Source organism: Methylobacterium radiodurans, assembly GCF_003173735.1.
GTDB lineage: Bacteria > Pseudomonadota > Alphaproteobacteria > Rhizobiales > Beijerinckiaceae > Methylobacterium > Methylobacterium radiodurans.
The window spans coordinates 1494403-1509132 of the sequence record NZ_CP029551.1 but is presented as its reverse complement, the minus strand read 5'-3'; the positions used below and the strand labels follow the sequence as shown (position 1 = coordinate 1509132).

At 71.8% G+C, this 14730-nt stretch carries 15 protein-coding genes and 1 pseudogene; 11 read left to right on the top strand and 5 right to left on the bottom strand.

Features of this window, described 5'->3' with window-relative positions; translation table 11 throughout:
• Positions 1-44 precede the first annotated feature (44 nt).
• Entirely contained in the window at positions 45-1385 is a 1341-nt protein-coding gene (gene glcF, locus DK427_RS06765; RefSeq protein WP_109950587.1) for a glycolate oxidase subunit GlcF, read from the top strand.
• Positions 1386-1406: 21 nt separating this feature from the next.
• On the opposite strand, the gene DK427_RS06760 is transcribed toward glcF, so the two are convergent.
• On the bottom strand, positions 1407-2381 hold the full coding sequence (locus DK427_RS06760; RefSeq protein ID WP_109950586.1) for an MBL fold metallo-hydrolase: 975 nt from the start codon (positions 2379-2381) through the stop codon (positions 1407-1409).
• An 84-nt stretch (positions 2382-2465) separates the two neighbouring features.
• Between DK427_RS06760 and DK427_RS06755 the strand changes: the two genes are divergently transcribed.
• The 4 genes from DK427_RS06755 (at position 2466) to DK427_RS06740 (ending at position 5893) form a co-directional block, all read left to right on the top strand.
• Positions 2466-3242, top strand: a complete 777-nt coding sequence (locus DK427_RS06755; protein ID WP_245930826.1) for an AraC family transcriptional regulator — start codon at positions 2466-2468, stop codon at positions 3240-3242.
• 50 nt (positions 3243-3292) lie between these two features.
• Positions 3293-4402, top strand: a complete 1110-nt coding sequence (locus tag DK427_RS06750; protein WP_109954046.1) for a branched-chain amino acid ABC transporter substrate-binding protein — start codon at positions 3293-3295, stop codon at positions 4400-4402.
• Between the two features lie 224 nt (positions 4403-4626).
• Positions 4627-4902: a translation initiation factor IF-1 gene (gene infA / locus DK427_RS06745; RefSeq protein ID WP_066922146.1), complete on the top strand. Its 276-nt coding sequence runs from the start codon at positions 4627-4629 to the stop codon at positions 4900-4902.
• A 70-nt stretch (positions 4903-4972) separates the two neighbouring features.
• Entirely contained in the window at positions 4973-5893 is a 921-nt protein-coding gene (locus tag DK427_RS06740; protein WP_109950584.1) for a DMT family transporter, read from the top strand.
• A gap of 6 nt (positions 5894-5899) precedes the next feature.
• Here the strand turns inward: DK427_RS06740 and DK427_RS06735 are convergent, their stop codons facing one another.
• Positions 5900-6205 (bottom strand): hypothetical protein, encoded by a 306-nt coding sequence (locus tag DK427_RS06735; protein WP_109950583.1) that lies wholly within the window; start codon positions 6203-6205, stop codon positions 5900-5902.
• Between the two features lie 113 nt (positions 6206-6318).
• Positions 6319-7071 carry a class I SAM-dependent methyltransferase gene (locus DK427_RS06730; protein WP_109950582.1) on the bottom strand — a complete coding sequence of 251 codons (753 nt, stop codon included), beginning with the start codon at positions 7069-7071 and terminating at the stop codon, positions 6319-6321.
• Between the two features lie 112 nt (positions 7072-7183).
• On the opposite strand from DK427_RS06730, the gene DK427_RS06725 reads away from it, so the two are divergent.
• The 6 genes from DK427_RS06725 to DK427_RS06700 all read left to right on the top strand — a co-directional run bounded on the left by DK427_RS06725 (position 7184) and on the right by DK427_RS06700 (position 12427).
• On the top strand, positions 7184-7789 hold the full coding sequence (locus tag DK427_RS06725; protein WP_109954045.1) for a sulfite oxidase-like oxidoreductase: 606 nt from the start codon (positions 7184-7186) through the stop codon (positions 7787-7789).
• Positions 7782-8513, top strand: coding sequence for an FAD-binding oxidoreductase (locus tag DK427_RS06720; RefSeq protein WP_204165281.1), 732 nt, complete (start codon positions 7782-7784; stop codon positions 8511-8513). Before DK427_RS06725 ends, DK427_RS06720 begins: the two co-directional genes overlap by 8 nt.
• Before the next feature lie 104 nt (positions 8514-8617).
• Positions 8618-9871, top strand: coding sequence for a glutamate carboxypeptidase (locus DK427_RS06715; protein WP_109950581.1), 1254 nt, complete (start codon positions 8618-8620; stop codon positions 9869-9871).
• A 76-nt stretch (positions 9872-9947) separates the two neighbouring features.
• Entirely contained in the window at positions 9948-10628 is a 681-nt protein-coding gene (locus tag DK427_RS06710; protein ID WP_109950580.1) for a haloacid dehalogenase type II, read from the top strand.
• 170 nt (positions 10629-10798) lie between these two features.
• Positions 10799-11647: an FkbM family methyltransferase gene (locus DK427_RS06705; RefSeq protein WP_109950579.1), complete on the top strand. Its 849-nt coding sequence runs from the start codon at positions 10799-10801 to the stop codon at positions 11645-11647.
• Positions 11648-11815: 168 nt separating this feature from the next.
• Positions 11816-12427, top strand: a complete 612-nt coding sequence (locus DK427_RS06700) for a CatB-related O-acetyltransferase (RefSeq protein WP_109950578.1) — start codon at positions 11816-11818, stop codon at positions 12425-12427.
• 345 nt (positions 12428-12772) lie between these two features.
• Here DK427_RS06700 and DK427_RS27635 read toward each other — a convergent pair.
• Together DK427_RS27635 and DK427_RS06690 are read right to left on the bottom strand one after the other, a co-directional pair.
• Positions 12773-13426 (bottom strand): annotated as a pseudogene (locus DK427_RS27635) (transposase family protein); the annotation flags it as partial.
• Positions 13427-13734: 308 nt separating this feature from the next.
• A complete protein-coding gene (locus DK427_RS06690) occupies positions 13735-14721 on the bottom strand; it encodes a glycosyltransferase family 8 protein (RefSeq protein WP_109950576.1) in 987 nt (328 codons plus the stop codon).
• Positions 14722-14730: the final 9 nt, after the last annotated feature.

Sequence of the window (14730 nt, the reverse complement as noted above, 5' to 3'; positions counted from 1 at the left end):
GATTTGGCCGCCCCGGCCGGGGCGAGGCTTTGGGACAAGGAACCGTGCAAACCAACTTCAACCCCGCCCAGCTTGCCGACCCGGCGATGGCGGCCTCGGAAAAGATCCTGCGCACCTGCGTGCATTGCGGCTTCTGCACCGCGACCTGCCCGACCTACCTGCTGCTCGGCGACGAACTCGATTCCCCGCGCGGGCGCATCTACCTGATCAAGGACATGCTGGAGGGCGGCAAGGCGGCCTCGGCCGAGGTGGTCAAGCACGTCGACCGCTGTCTCTCCTGCCTCTCCTGCATGACGACCTGCCCGTCCGGGGTGCACTACATGCACCTCGTCGACCACGCCCGCTCGCATATCGAGAAGACCTACCAGCGCCCCACCGACGACCGTCTGATGCGGGCGCTGCTGGCCTTCGTGCTGCCGCACCGGGGCCGCTTCCGGCTGGCGCTGACGGCGGCCAAGCTCGGCCAGCCCTTCCGCGGCCTCGTCGCGCGCCTGCCCCGCGTCGGCAACCGGCTCGCCGCGATGCTCGATCTCGCGCCCGACGCGCTGCCCCGCGACAACCCGACGAACCGGTCGGGCAGCTTCCCGGCCGCGTCCGTCGGCACGACCCGCCGCCGGGTGGCGATGCTGCGCGGCTGCGCCCAGAGCGTGCTGCGCCCGGACTTCAACGAGGCGGCGATCCGCCTGCTCAACCGCCACGGCGTCGAGGTGGTGCACGCTACGGAGGGCTGCTGCGGGGCGCTGACCCACCACATGGGCAAGGACCACGCCTCGCACGCCCAGGCCAAGCAGACGATCGACGCCTGGACCGCCGAGATCGAGCGCGGTGGCCTCGACGCGATCCTGGTCACGGCCTCCGGCTGCGGCACCACGATCAAGGATTACGGCTTCATGTTCCGGGACGACCCGGCCTACGCCGAGAAGGCGGCCCGGATCTCAGGCCTCGCCAAGGACGTCACCGAGTACGTGGCGGCCCTGGGCCTGATGGAGGCGGTCGTCGAGACCGATCTCGTGGTGGCCTACCATTCGGCCTGCTCGATGCAGCACGGCCAGGGCATCCGCACCGAGCCGAAGGCGCTCCTGAAGCGGGCGGGCTTCACCGTGAAGGACGTGCCGGAGGGTCACATCTGCTGCGGCTCGGCCGGCACCTACAACATCCTGCAGCCCGAGATCGCGGCCAAGCTCCGCGACCGCAAGGTCGCCAACATCGAGCGCACGCGCCCCGACCTCATCGCCACCGGCAACATCGGCTGCGCCACCCAGATCGGGAAAGGCACCGACATCCCGATCGTGCACACGGTCGAGCTGCTCGACTGGGCGACCGGCGGGCCGAAGCCCGCGGCGCTGGAGCGGGTGCGGCGGGAGACGCTGGTCGCCGCGGAGTAGCGGCCGACCCGGAGCGGCTAGTCAGAGCAGTTGGTAGGTCACCGGGATCCAGCGGTAGCCGGTCCCGGCCCGGACCACGTAGCCGAGGGAGGGGAAGCTGGTGTGGTAGCCCGCGACCAGCAGCCCCTCGCGGGCGGCCATGTCGTAGATCCGCTCCCGCGTCCGCGCGCCCTCGGCCTTATCCATGTCGAACAGGGCGTGCCAGCCGGGTTGGGCGAGCGACGCGACCTCGTGGTGGGCGCAATCGCCCCAGACGAGCAGGCGCTTGCCCTGGCTCTCGACGTGGTAGGCGAGGTGGCCGGGCGTGTGGCCCGGGGCCGCCAGCGCGCGGATTCCCGGCACGATCTCGTCGCCGTCCGCCACGAGGCGGGCGCGCTCCGCGAGCGGCAGGAGGTGGCTGCGGAAGACCTGCGCTGACCGGTAAGCGTAATCCTCCGGCGGCGCTCCGAGGCGCTCGGGGCTCCGCCAGAAATCGAACTCCGCGGCGCCGATGACGAGGGTGGCCCCGGGGAAGGCGGCGCGCCCCGCCTCCATCAGGCCGCCGATATGGTCGGTGTGTCCGTGCGTCAGGACCACATGGGTGATCGTTTCGGGCTCGACGTCGACGGCGCGCAGCCGCGCCGCGAGCCGCCCGCCCGCAGGCCGCGGCACGAAGCCCACGGCGCCGTTGCCGGTGTCGAACAGCACGCGCTCACGCCCGGTCTCGACGAGGACGGGCGTGAAGCCCGGCTGGAATCGGTCCGGCGGCAGCCGGTTCTCGCGCATCAGCTGCTCGACCTCGGCCCGTGGCCGGTCCTCGCCGACGATCGGCCAGGGTCCGTCGATCAGGCCGGCCGCGTCGAGGAGCATCGTGACCGTGAAGGCCCCGAGGGCGAACCGGTAATGCGCCGCCGATTCGAGCCCGGGCGGAGGCGTCTGCGCACCGGCGCGGGTCGAGGCGCCCAGGAGCGCGAGCGGCACGGCCGCCGCGAGGTGGCGCCGGGTCAGGTCCGTCATCGTCCGATATCCTCCCGCGCGGCGACCGGCTAGGATCGGGCCGCACCGCTCCGGACGATGAGAGCGGAAAGGTGGGGGGCGTGCTTGTACGAACCTGCTGCGCCGCGCGAGGCGGCCCTCGGCCCGGTCTGGCATGTGGCGGGGCCACACACCTTCTTCGCCGGGCCGCTGCGCTACAACGCGGCGCACCAGCACGGCGCGCCGGTCTTCCTCGCCGGGCTCTACGGATCTTTCCGCATCCGGGTGCAGGGCCAGGACTGGGTCCGGTGCCGGACCGCCCTCGTTCCGGCGGGCGTCCTGCACGAGCTCGATGTCGGCGGCGCGCCCCTGGGCGTCCTCTACCTCGAACCCGGCGCGACCGGCCCGGACGCGCTCGTCCCGCTCCTGAGCGGAACAACGGAATCCGGCGGCGCCCTCCTGGGCGCGGGCGGCGAGATCGGCCCGCTGCGCGCTCTCTGGGAGGCCCAGGACGCCCCGCTCTGGGCCGGGGAGTCGCTCGCCGATCTCACGGCCTTTTCCGGGCGGCGGGGCGCCGGTGCCCGCGATGAACGCATCCTGCGCGTCGTCGCGCGCCTCACCGCCCGTCCCGATCCGGACCAGTCGGCCGCGCGCCTCGCCCGGATGGTCGGCCTCTCGGAATCGCGCCTGCAGCACCTGTTCACGCGCGAGGTCGGCGTACCCTTTCGGCGCTACCGCGCCTGGGCCCGGATGCGCCGGGCGATCGAGGCCGTCGTGGCAGGGGCGAACTTCACGGGGGCGGCGCACGCCGCCGGCTTTGCCGATCAGGCGCATTTCGCCCATGACTTCCGGCGGACGTTCGGGGCCCCGGCCTCCGGCAGCCTGCTCGACATCCGACGCTGACGCGGTGCCGACGCGCCGCGGCCGGCGTCCAGGGAGGATCGATGCCCATCATGGCATTTCGCGCCGCGCGCCGCCTCGCGCTCCTCATGACGATCCCCGCCGCGCTACCCGCCGCCGCGCAGGCGCCCGCGCCGGTCAAGATCGGCCTCTCGGCCCCCCTCACCGGGCCGGACGCCGCCTTCGGGCAGGGGCTGCGTGCGGGCGCCGAGCAGGCGGTGGCCGAGATCAACCGGGCGGGCGGCGCGGGAGGGCGGCGGCTCGTCCTGGTGGTGGCCGACGATGCGGGCGACCAGCGCCAGGGCGCGGCGGCCGCCCGCAAGCTCCTCGGCGAGGGCGTGCGGCTCGTGGTCGGCCCGCTCGAATCCTCGGTCGTGGCCGCCGCGGCGCCGCTCTACGAGGCGGGCGGGGCCGTCGTGGTGACGCCCGGGGCGAGCTACCCGGCGCTGACCGCGCAAGGGTTGTGGAACCTGTTCCGCCTCGCGCCCGGCGACGCGCAGCAGGGCGCGGCGGCCGGCGCCTGGCTCGCGGGCCGCGAGGGTCCGGTGGCGATCGTGCACGACCGCTCGACCTTCGGCCGCGGCCTCGCCGACGCCGTGTCGCGCACCCTGCGGGCCCGCGGCCGTCCGGAAGCGCTGTTCGAGAGCCTGCCCCGCGGCAGCCGCGAGGCGGGCGACCTCGTCGGCCGGCTGAAGGCGGCGAACGTGCGGGCGGTGTATTTCGGCGGCTTCGGCGCCGAGGCCGCCGTGCTGGCGCGGGCGATGCGCGAAGCCGGGCTCGACACGACCCTGGTCGCGAGCGATGGCATCCGCGACCGCGACTTTGCCGCCGCGGGCCCGGCCGCCGAGGGCACGGTGATGACAGTCCTGCCCGACCGCCGCGCGCCGGAGCCGCGCGGCAAGGCGCCTTCGCGCGGACCCGAGGCGAGCCTCGTCGCGGGCTCGGCCTACATGGCGGTCGAGGTTCTGGCGCAGGGGCTGGCCCGCGCCCGCAGCCCGGACGGACGGCGGGTGGCCGAGGCCCTGCGCGCGGCTCCGGTCCGCACGAGCCTCGGCGAGGTCGCCTTCGACGGCCGCGGGGATCCGGGGAGCGATGCGGTCGCCCTGCGGGTCTGGCGCCGGACGCCGGACGGGCGCGTGGATTACGCCGGCAACGAGCCCTGAGACAGCGGCGCGATTCCTGTCGAGGAAGGCGGGGCTTGCGGCCGTGGGCGGCCCGCATGCCTTGCCGCAGGGCGCGGCTGCGATTACATCCGGGCGCGTCTGCCGACGTTGCGGACCGATCCGTCGCGGATCGGAAGCGCCGCGGCGACGTTTTAATCGATCGAGCCAGAAGACGCATGCATGCCGGAACGCCTGTTTCCAGACGGTCCGACTGGAGAAGGTGAATGGCAAAAGAAGAGTTGATGCAGTTCGACGGTCTCGTTCTCGAGATCCTGCCCGACGCGCGCTACCGGGTCCAGCTCGACCAGGGGCACGAGATCGTGGCCTACACCGCCGGCAAGATGAAGAAGAACCGCATCAAGACGCTGGCGGGCGACCGCGTGACCGTCGAGATGTCGCCCTACGACCTCGAGAAGGGCCGCCTCGTGTTCCGCCACAAGGACGAGCGCTCCTCCGGTCCCCGCCCGCCCATGCGCGGCGGCCAGTTCCGCCGCCGCTGAGCCCGCGCTGAGCACGCCCGCCGCGGCCGGCTCCCGGGCGGGCCGCGCCTACCTGCTCCTCCTGTTCACGATGCTGGTCTGGGCCGGCAACGCGGTGGCGGCCCGCTGGGCACCGGGGCAGGTCTCCCCCCAGGCCCTCACCACCCTGCGCTGGTTCTTTCCCTGCGTGATCCTCGCGGCGATCGCGCGGCGCCACGTCATGGCGGATCGCGAGACCCTGCGGCGCCACTGGGGCCGCATCCTCGCCATGGGCGCGATCGGCTACACGGTCTACGCGAGCCTGTTCTACGCCGCCGGCGCCTATACGGGCGCGGTCAACATCGCCCTGCTGCAGGGGGCGATCCCGGTGCTCGTCCTGATCCTGAACTTCCTGGCCTACCGGCAGCCGGTCTCCTGGGGCCAGGGTCTCGGCGTCGGCATCACGCTGGTCGGCACGGGCGTCGCCGCCTCGCATGGCGACCTCGACATCCTGCGCACCCTCGCCTTCAACCGCGGCGACGTGCTGATGCTGGTCGCCTGCCTGCTCTACGCGGGCTACACGGTCGCGCTGGCGACGCGTCCGAAGGTCTCGGCCCTCGCCTTCTTCGCGGCGCTCGCGGGCGCGGCCTTCGTCACCTCGCTGCCGCCGCTCGCCGCCGAATGGGCGGCGGGCCGCCTGCTCTGGCCGACAGCCGCCGGCTGGGCGATCGTCACCTACGTGGCGCTCGGCCCCTCGCTCGCGGCGCAGCTCACCTTCCTGACCGCCGTCGAGATGATCGGCCCCAACCGGGCCGGCCTCTTCGTGAACCTCGTGCCGATCTTCGGCGCCGGGCTCGCGGTGCTGATCCTGGGCGAGCCCTTCGACGGCGCGGACGCGCTGGCGCTGGCGCTGGTGCTCGGCGGCATCGCCTGCGCCGAGCGGCTGCGCCCGCGCGGCGCGCCGCCGGTCCTGCCGCCCGAGGAGATCGTCACGCCCCGGCCGCAGAGCGGCGCCCATGGCGACCGGGGCTGAGACCGCCTACTCGCAGACGCGCACGCGGCGGAAGTAGACGTCGCCGTAGGCGTCGATGTAGCGGCGGCGCTCGAAGTGGCAGACCGGGCCGACGACCTCCTCCTCGACATAGACCGGCCGCGGGGCGCGGTAGACCGGCTTGCCAGGATAGTACGGGTCGGCCGCCGCGGCGCCGAGCGCACCGCCCACCGCGAGACCTCCGAGCACGCCCAGAGCCGCGGCCCCGCCGGGACCGATGCCGTCGCGGGCCTGGGCGGCCGGTGCGGCGACGAGACCCCCGACGACGAGGGCGATTGCGAGACTGCGAACCATCTTGGCTTGTCCTCTGGACCGGCCGCACTGATTCTCCGACGGGCGTCCGGCTTCTCCGCGAGAACAGCCCTGCTTTTGGGGCAATTCTTCGGCGGCGGTTTCGGGCTGCCGGATCACAGGCGCGCGAGGCGCAAGGACAGGGGCCAGCGCACGCGCCGGCGCGCCTCCGGCGGGCCCCAGACGGCAGCGAGGTCCCGCGCGAAGTCCGGTAGCGGGCTCGTGCCCAGGGCGGCCTCGGCTCCGCGGAGCGCCGACCACGTGCCGGCATAGCCGACGAGATCGTCGAGGCTCCACGCGGCCTCGATCGCGAGGTCCGGCGCGGGCAGCTCCGCGAAGGGGAACGGCAGGGTGCGGTAGCCGGCCTCGACATGGGCGCGCTCGGGCGGCCAGTAGGGCCCGACCACCCGCGTGTAGAAATGCCGCAGCACCTGCTCCGCCTGCCCGTCCAAGTGGAGGACGCCGTAGGAGATCAGCGCCAGCACCGCGCCCGGCCGCGCGACGCGTCGCGCCTCGGCGTAGAAGGCCGGCAGGTCGAACCAGTGCGCGGCCTGGGCTGCCGTGATCAGGTCCACGCTCGCGCCCGGAAGCCCGCTCGCCTCCGCGGGCGCGACCCGGAAGTCGATCCGTGGGTGCGGCGGGGCCTCGGCGATCTGCGCCGCGCTCGCATCGGTTGCCACGACCCGCGCGAAGGGCTCGGCCAGCAGCCGGGCGAGCTGTCCGTTGCCGCAGCCGCAATCGAGGGCAAGGCCGCGCCCCGGCGCCAGTTCGGCCAGCGTTGCGGCGAGCGCCGCCGGGTAGGTTGGGCGGTGCGCCGCGTAGCCGGAGGCGGCCGCCGAGAAGTGGTCCTTGAAGGGGGCCTCGCCCATCGGTGCCTCGGTGCGTTTCGGGAACTTCGGTCGCGCCGGACCGTAGCGCGCTTGACGCGGAAAGCCGAACCGACTTGGAACGGGCGGATCATCCGCGAGCATGGAGGCCGGCTTGGCGACACGAGGCTTCACCGGGCGCCGCCCGCCCGAGGCGACCCGCGAGCGGCTGCCCCCGGGGCAGTACCTGACCGACGACTTCCCCGTCCTGCAGATCGGCCCCAACCCGCCGGTCGATCCCGCCACCTGGCGCTTCACCCTGCGGGAGGGCGCGCGACCGATCCGCTCCTGGTCCTGGGAGGAGTTCGGCGCCCTGCCGCGCACGCGCTGGAGCGGGGACATCCACTGCGTCACCAAGTGGTCGAAGTTCGACACGGCCTGGGAGGGCGTGAGCTTCGACGACCTCATGGCCGCCGCCGGCATCGCGGCGCCGACCGATTTCCTGCTGGCCGAGGGCTACGACGACTACACCACCAACGTGCCGGTGGCCGATCTCGTCGGCGGCAGGGCGATGGTGGCGACCCACTACGACGGACGGCCGATTCCGGCGGACCACGGCGGCCCGGCGCGGCTCCTCGTGCCGCACCTCTACTTCTGGAAGAGCGCCAAGTGGGTGAAGGGCCTGCGCTTCACACAGAAGGACGAGGCCGGGTTCTGGGAGCTGCGCGGCTACCACATGTACGGCGACCCGTGGCGCGAGCAGCGTTTCGACGGTGACTGAACCCGATGCATCCCTGCCTTGGACCGCGTGGCGGGAGGCCCCGATCACCGCGGTCGCGCCCGTCACCCCGAGGGTCAAGAGCTTCCGCCTCGCGGTCGATTTCGCGGATCGATTCCGGGCCGGCCAGCACGTCGACCTGCGGCTGACCGCCGAGGACGGCTACCAGGCCCAGCGCAGCTACTCCATCGCGTCGGCCCCGGAGGCGGGCGGCACGATCGAGCTGATGATCGAGGCGCTGCCCGACGGAGAGGTCTCGGGCTTCTTCGCCGAGGTGGCCGCGGTCGGCGACGCGATCGAGCTGCGCGGGCCGATCGGCGGCGCCTTCGTCTGGGGCCCCGAGGATGGCGGCCCGCTGCTCCTCGTCGGCGGCGGCTCCGGCGTGGTGCCGCTGCTGGCCATGCTGCGCCTGCGGGCGCTGGCCGCGCCGGAGGTGCCCTGCCGGCTGATCTACTCCGTGCGCGGCCGGGCCGAGGCGATCGCGCTGGCCGAGCTGGAGACCCGCGCCCGCGACGAGCGGGGCTTCGGGCTGAGTCTCCTCACCACCCGGGAGGGCGCGGGCCGGCGCATCGACGCGGAGGCGGTCGCGGAAGCGCTCGCCGATCTCGGAAACCCGGCGCACGTCTTCGTCTGCGGCTCGAACCCCTTCGTCGCCGCCGCCGCCGATCTGCTGCTGGGGGCCGGGATCGCGCCGGGACGCATCCGCACCGAGCGCTTCGGCGGGTGACAGAGCGGATAAAACCCCGCGCGCCGTCCCGGCCCAGCCTTGCCTCCGCGCCCGGGGCGGCGTTGGTTGCGCCGGCCTTGGCTCACTCAACCGCAAGGAGATCCATGACTCGACGCCTCGCCCTCGCCGCGCTCGCGCTCCTGCCGCTGGCGGCAGCGCCCGCCGCTGCCGCGGAGCCCGACCCGACCGTGCTCGCCGCCGTGAAGGCGCAGGACAAGCCGCTGCGCGCGACGCTGGCCGAAATCGTCAACGTCGATACCGGCACGGGCCAGGTGCCCGGCCTCAACACGGTCGAGGCGATCCTGCGCACGCGCCTCGAGACGCTTGGGGCGACGGTCGAGACGCGCCCGGCCCCGGCCTTCGGCGGCAACACCCTGATCGGCCGGATCAAGGGATCGGGCACGGCCAAGCTGATGCTGCTCGTGCACTACGACACGGTCTTCGGCGAGGGCGAGGCGGGCAAGCGCCCCTACACGGAGCGCGACGGGCGCGCCTACGGGCCGGGCGTGGCCGACGCCAAGGCCGGCATCGCCATGATCCTGCACACGCTGGCCGCCCTGCAGCAGATGAGGTTCACCGGGTTCGGCGAGATCACCGTGGTGTTCAACCCGGACGAGGAGCGGGGTTCCCGCGGCTCGCGGGACGTGATCCGCGAGGTCGCGGCCGGCCAGGACGCGGTGCTCTCCTTCGAGCCGACCTTCGCGGATGAGGCGGTCGATGCCGCCACGATCGCCACCAAGGGCATCAACTACGCGAGCCTCACCGTGAAGGGCCGCTCGGCGCATGCGGGCGGTGCGCCGGAATCCGGCCGCAACGCCGTCACCGAACTCGCCCACCAGCTGCTGCAGTTGCAGGATCTCGGCGACAAGCCGAAGGGCACGAGCCTGAACTGGACGGTGGTCTCGGGCGGCACCAAGCCGAACATCATCCCCGATCAGGCCAAGGCCGAGGGCGACATGCGCTACTTCGAGGCTTCGGAATACGACCGCGTCCTCGAGCAGGCCCGCAAGATCACCGAGACGCACCGCGTCCCCGACACGCAGGTGACGTTCGAGCTGGCGAAGGGCCGCCCACCGCTGCCCGTGAACTCGGCGACGCGCACGCTCGGCGAGGCGGCGCAGGCGATCTACCGCGAGGTCGGCGGCGACCTGAAGCTCGTCGAGATCGGCGGCGGCACGGACGCGGCCTACGCCTTCCAGCCCGACAGCCCGGCCAAGCCCGTGGTGCTCGAATCCCTCGGCGTGGTCGGCGGGCGCTATCACAGCCCCGATGAGTTCGCGGTGCTCGACAGCCTGACCCCGCGCCTCTACCTCGCGACGCGCCTCGTCATGCAGCTCTCGGGCAAGGCTGCCCGCTGAGGCGACCGTAAGAGCGATCCTCTGGCGGGCCGCCGGGCCCGCCCCACATCCGGGGCCCCGACCGCGGAGCCCCGCCATGACCCGAGATCTTCTGGCCGAGACGGACGCGGTGCTGTTCGACGCCTACGGCACCCTGTTCGACGTGCACGCGGCGGTGCAGCGCCACGCCGAGGCGATCGGGCCCGACGCCGGCCATCTCTCGGAGGTCTGGCGCAACAAGCAGCTCGAATACAGCTGGGTGCTCGGGCTTGCCGGGCGCTACCGCAGCTTCTGGGACCTGACGGAAGCCGCCCTCGACCACGCGCTCGCCCTGCATCCGCGGGTGGACCGCGGCTTGCGCGAGAGTCTCCTCGACGCCTACCGCGACCTCGACGCCTACTCGGAGGTGCAGGGCGTGCTGGCGCGCCTGCGCGCCCGGGGCCTGCGGACCGCGATCTTCTCGAACGGCGATGCCGCGATGCTGGCCCGCGCCGTCGCCTCGGCGGGGCTGCGGGAGCACCTCGACGCCGTGCTCTCGGTCGATGCCGCACAGACCTTCAAGACGTCGCCCGCCGCCTATGCCCGGGCGGTGGAGCAGGCCGGCGCGGAAACGGACCGCGTGCTGTTCTGCTCCTCGAACCGCTGGGACATCGCGGGCGCCACCGCCTTCGGGCTGCGCTGCGCCTGGATCAACCGCAAGGGCCTTCCCGACGAGTACGCGGACCTCCAGCCGGCGGCGGTGCTGGCGGATCTCGCGGGGCTGCTACCGGACGCCTGATCCCCGGCCGCGTGCCGGCCTGCCAGCCTCACAAACCAGCCAGCTAAGCAGTACGGCCAGCAAAACGCCTGCGCGGCATGACGTTTGCTTAACGGGATCTGTCCTGCGCAAAGTCCTGCACAGGTCGAGTCGACACCTGGATCCTGCCAACGCAATCATGGGTCAGAACAATGATGTTCCCGATAGCCATCGGAGCTCAGCGCTCGGCCAAAAAAGATTCCTTACTCATCGACAAGATTAAAACGTACCTATCCCGGAAGTTCATCTACAAAGGCATCTTCGATCGTGTGCGCGTGATGGTCGAACAAGGCCAGCCGGCGCGCGTTCTCGAGTGCCGTTCGGGCATCTCGAAGATATCGATCCTCGAAGCGTTCCAGCGGCGGGAATTCGAGCTGCCCAGCGCGTCCTTCGAGGCGCGCGCGGAGGCCTTCCTGCAGGCGGGGCGACGGGCGGGCCGGCGGCCCCTGATCATCGACGCCGGCGCGAATGTCGGCGTCACGGCCCTTTACTTCAAGTTGCGATATCCGGACGCAACCATCGTGGCGATCGAGCCGCAGGACGAAAACTTCGCGCTCCTGCAGAAGAATCTGGACGGGCTCGACGGGGTGCACTGTCTCAAGGCCGCCCTGCACAGCAGCGCCGACCAGGGGCTCGCCATCGTGCAACCCGCGGGGCTCGGCAACGATGCCTACAGGATGCAGGGGACCGCCCCGTCGGCGGGAAACGCTCGGGACGATGCGCGCGTGGTCGGCACGATCACGACCTGCACGGTTGCCGGCATCGTCGGGCAGTTTCCAGGCTGTTTTCCGTTCGTGCTCAAGGTCGACATCGAGGGACACGAGAAGGAAGTCTTCGGCGGCGACACCGCGTCGATCAACCGCTTTCCGGTCATCTTCCTCGAGCCGCACGACTGGATGCTGCCCGGCGAGCAGACATCACGAACCTTCGCCGCCTTCTCGGCCCAGTTCCCGCGCGACCTCGCGATCTCCGGCGACAAGCTGGTCTCGCTGCAGATCTGAGGGCGCCCGCCCTCGAGCCTCTTCGGAGAGGCGACGGGACCGTGATAGGGTGCGGGGATTGCGAGGCCGGCAGTCACTGCGCGCGGTCGAAGCCCCCTCGCGCGCCGGGCCGACAACCGTCGCCCCTTGCGCGGCAACCGATCCACCACGCAGCCGACGACGGGTACCATGCGGATCCCAAATCGCGTCTTCGACCGGTACGTGGTGCCGCGCATGCGGCACGCCGAGATGGAGAGCGCGTATCTGCGCGCGCAGTTCCGGGAGCGCTACGACATCGCGGTCGGGCTCTACTCCTACGGGTGCTTCGATCGCTGGCGCATCCCGCCCGGGAGCCGGATCGGCCGGTACTGCTCCTTTGCCCGGTCCGTGCGCATCCTCGACGCCAACCACCCGATCGACCGGGTCTCGACCCATCCCTTCCTGTACGACCGGCATTTCGGCATCGTCGACGCGGATCAGGTCACGCGGACACCGGTGGTGGTCGAGGACGACGTCTGGTTCGGCCACAACGCCATCGTGGCGCCCGGCGTCGGGCGCGTCGGCCGGGGCGCGATCATCGGGGCCGGGGCGGTCGTGACGCGACCGGTCGCGCCCTACGCGATCGTCGCCGGGGCACCCGCCCGGCCGCTGCGCGACCGTTTCGACGCGGCCACGATCGCGCGCCTGGAGGCGAGCCGCTGGTGGGAGCAGGACCGACACGCCCTGAAGGCCTTCCTGCGCGCCGAGGGCCTCGACGGCCCGCTCACGCGGGAGCACGCCGCCGTCCAAGCCTCGGCCTGATCGGCCCCGCTCACGCACATCGACGTCGGAAGAGGAAGCCGGAGGGGCGGAGGCGACGGCGCCCGAACCCTCTCGATCAGGGATCGTTCTCGACCGCAATGCCGGAGTAGGCCGCCGATGCGAATGCAGATCGGCTCAGAGCACGACGGCCGTGGCGGAACGCTACGGCGCTCTTCGTAATCCAAGGCTCATGGCACAAGCCCTAGGGCCGCCCCCGATCGCGCTGCGATCGACAACCGCCCCGAACTCCTGCTGCGACGCGGGCGCGTGCGCCGAACCGGCGTCCATCGCAGCAGAGAATCCTCTGGCGCCGGAGCGCTGGGCGTCCGCCCGGACGATCCGGCGGTGTTCCAGCGCATGGGTATCGCAAGCGCGCGTAAAGGCGTGCGCGGCGAAGCACGAGTCGTGATCGGTGAGGACGTGGGTGACCCGCGACGGGAACGCCTCCAGGGCCTCCTTCAGGAAACCGACGGCGCTCGCGGTCGTCTCATCGTCCTTGAGAGCGAGGTGGGCGCAGCGGGCGGCGTGATCGACGGCCACGTAGAGGAAGCGTCCGCCATCCGGTTCGTCCGTCGCCAGAGGCGTGACGTCGAACCTGACCCGGCCCGTCCCCTGGCCGCTCGCGTTGACGGGGCGGCGGCCGCGCTCGGCCTGCGGCAGCCGATTCAGACCCTCGGCCTTCAGGATGCGGTAGACCGCGTCGCGGTTGAGGTGAGGCAGGAACTGCGTGACGACCGCCGTCAGATCGTCGAGCGGGAAGCCGGTGGCACGGCGCACCGCGCAGACCATGGCGCGCTCCGCCTCCGTCGCCTTCCAGGGCAGCTTCCTTGGCCTGGCCGGTCGATCCTGACAATCGTCGGCACCCCGCTTGCGCCACTTGCGGATCGTCTCGGTCGAGACGCCGTAGCGCCGGGCGAGGACACTCGGGCTCTCGTTCGAAGTTGCGATCTCGGTCCGAACGGCCGGGGTCGTCCGTGCATTCGGATGGATTCCGGGCATCAGCAGGTCCTCCGCGTATCACTGCGGAGCCGCCGGTCCGGACGTGCCCCGCAACATCCCCATCCTGCAACGCACCAAAACCAGGAAGCGTTCCGGCCAGTATCGGCGATGTGTGACAATCAAGGCGGTAGGTGTAACAGCTCCCGCGAAGGAAATTATGCTTGAACAGACGCTGCTGCCCATTCGGCACATTGGACAGGTCGGACATAAAATCAACACATCGGCCCGCTTCGTCCACCGATATGTCTGTTTTTAGACGTGCGCCGTATCGCCTCAAGTAAACATACCGGTATAGCGCGGCGTCTTTTTCAGCATCCACCCTGGGCAAACAATCCTCGACGCCCTCCGGCCCAGTCGCGGACGAGGCGGTAGGCGCCGGGGAAATGCCAGCGCAGGCTGGTCTTGCAGTGCGAGACCCGCAGCGCCGGCCGGCGAGGAAGCCCGGGGAAGAAGCGCGTCCGGAACGTCTCGCCGAGAAGGTCGAGGCAGCGCAGGTAGTGCCGGCCGTAATGGATCGCGAACGGATCCTTCCAGGGCTTGTGCGGCGTCGTGTAGTGGATGACCGCCGGGTTGCGGCGCAGCTCGGCGAAGGCGCCCCGTTCGTAGCCGAGGTCGGCGGCGCGCAGGTCCGCGGCGCGCGGCTGGAAGTTCCAGCGCGGGTCGACGAAGCGGACGCGCCCGCGCAGGGTCAGGTTGAGGGCGTCCTGATCGAAGTATTTGAGGTTCGAACCCTCGCGCTGGATCAACCGCATCGTCGCGGCGGCGAGGTCCTCGGAGCGCCAGACCGCGAGGTTCATCAGGAGGACGCCGGCGTTGAAGTAGGGCTCGGCCTGCGCGAAGCCGAGGCTCGTCCGGTTGTCGCAGAACGGGTCCGGCACGGCCGCCGCTGCCCGGCCGGCGAGATCAAGTCGCCAGAGGTCGGCGAGATCGGCCAGCACGACGAGGTCGGCGTCAAGGTAGAGCACCCGGTCGTGCTCCGGCATCAGGTGGGGCAGCAGGAGCCGCGCGTAGGTTCCGGCCGAGATCGCCGCGCTGACGGGAAAGTCCGAGAAGCGGTCGAGGTCGATCGGGATGAAGCGGCAGGTGTCGGAGGGACGCCGGGCGAACAGCGCGCGGATCGTGGCGGCGCAGGAGGGATCGTCGCCGCAGTGGAAGATGCGGACGTCGAGGCCCAGGCTCTGGCCGCTGTTGAGGAGCGAGGCGACCGTCGTCACCGCGTGCGGGAAGAAGGCCCGGTCGATGCAGAGGGCGACGGCGATCCGGTCGGGACGGGTCTCAGTTGCGGCTTCGAGCATGTGCTCCCC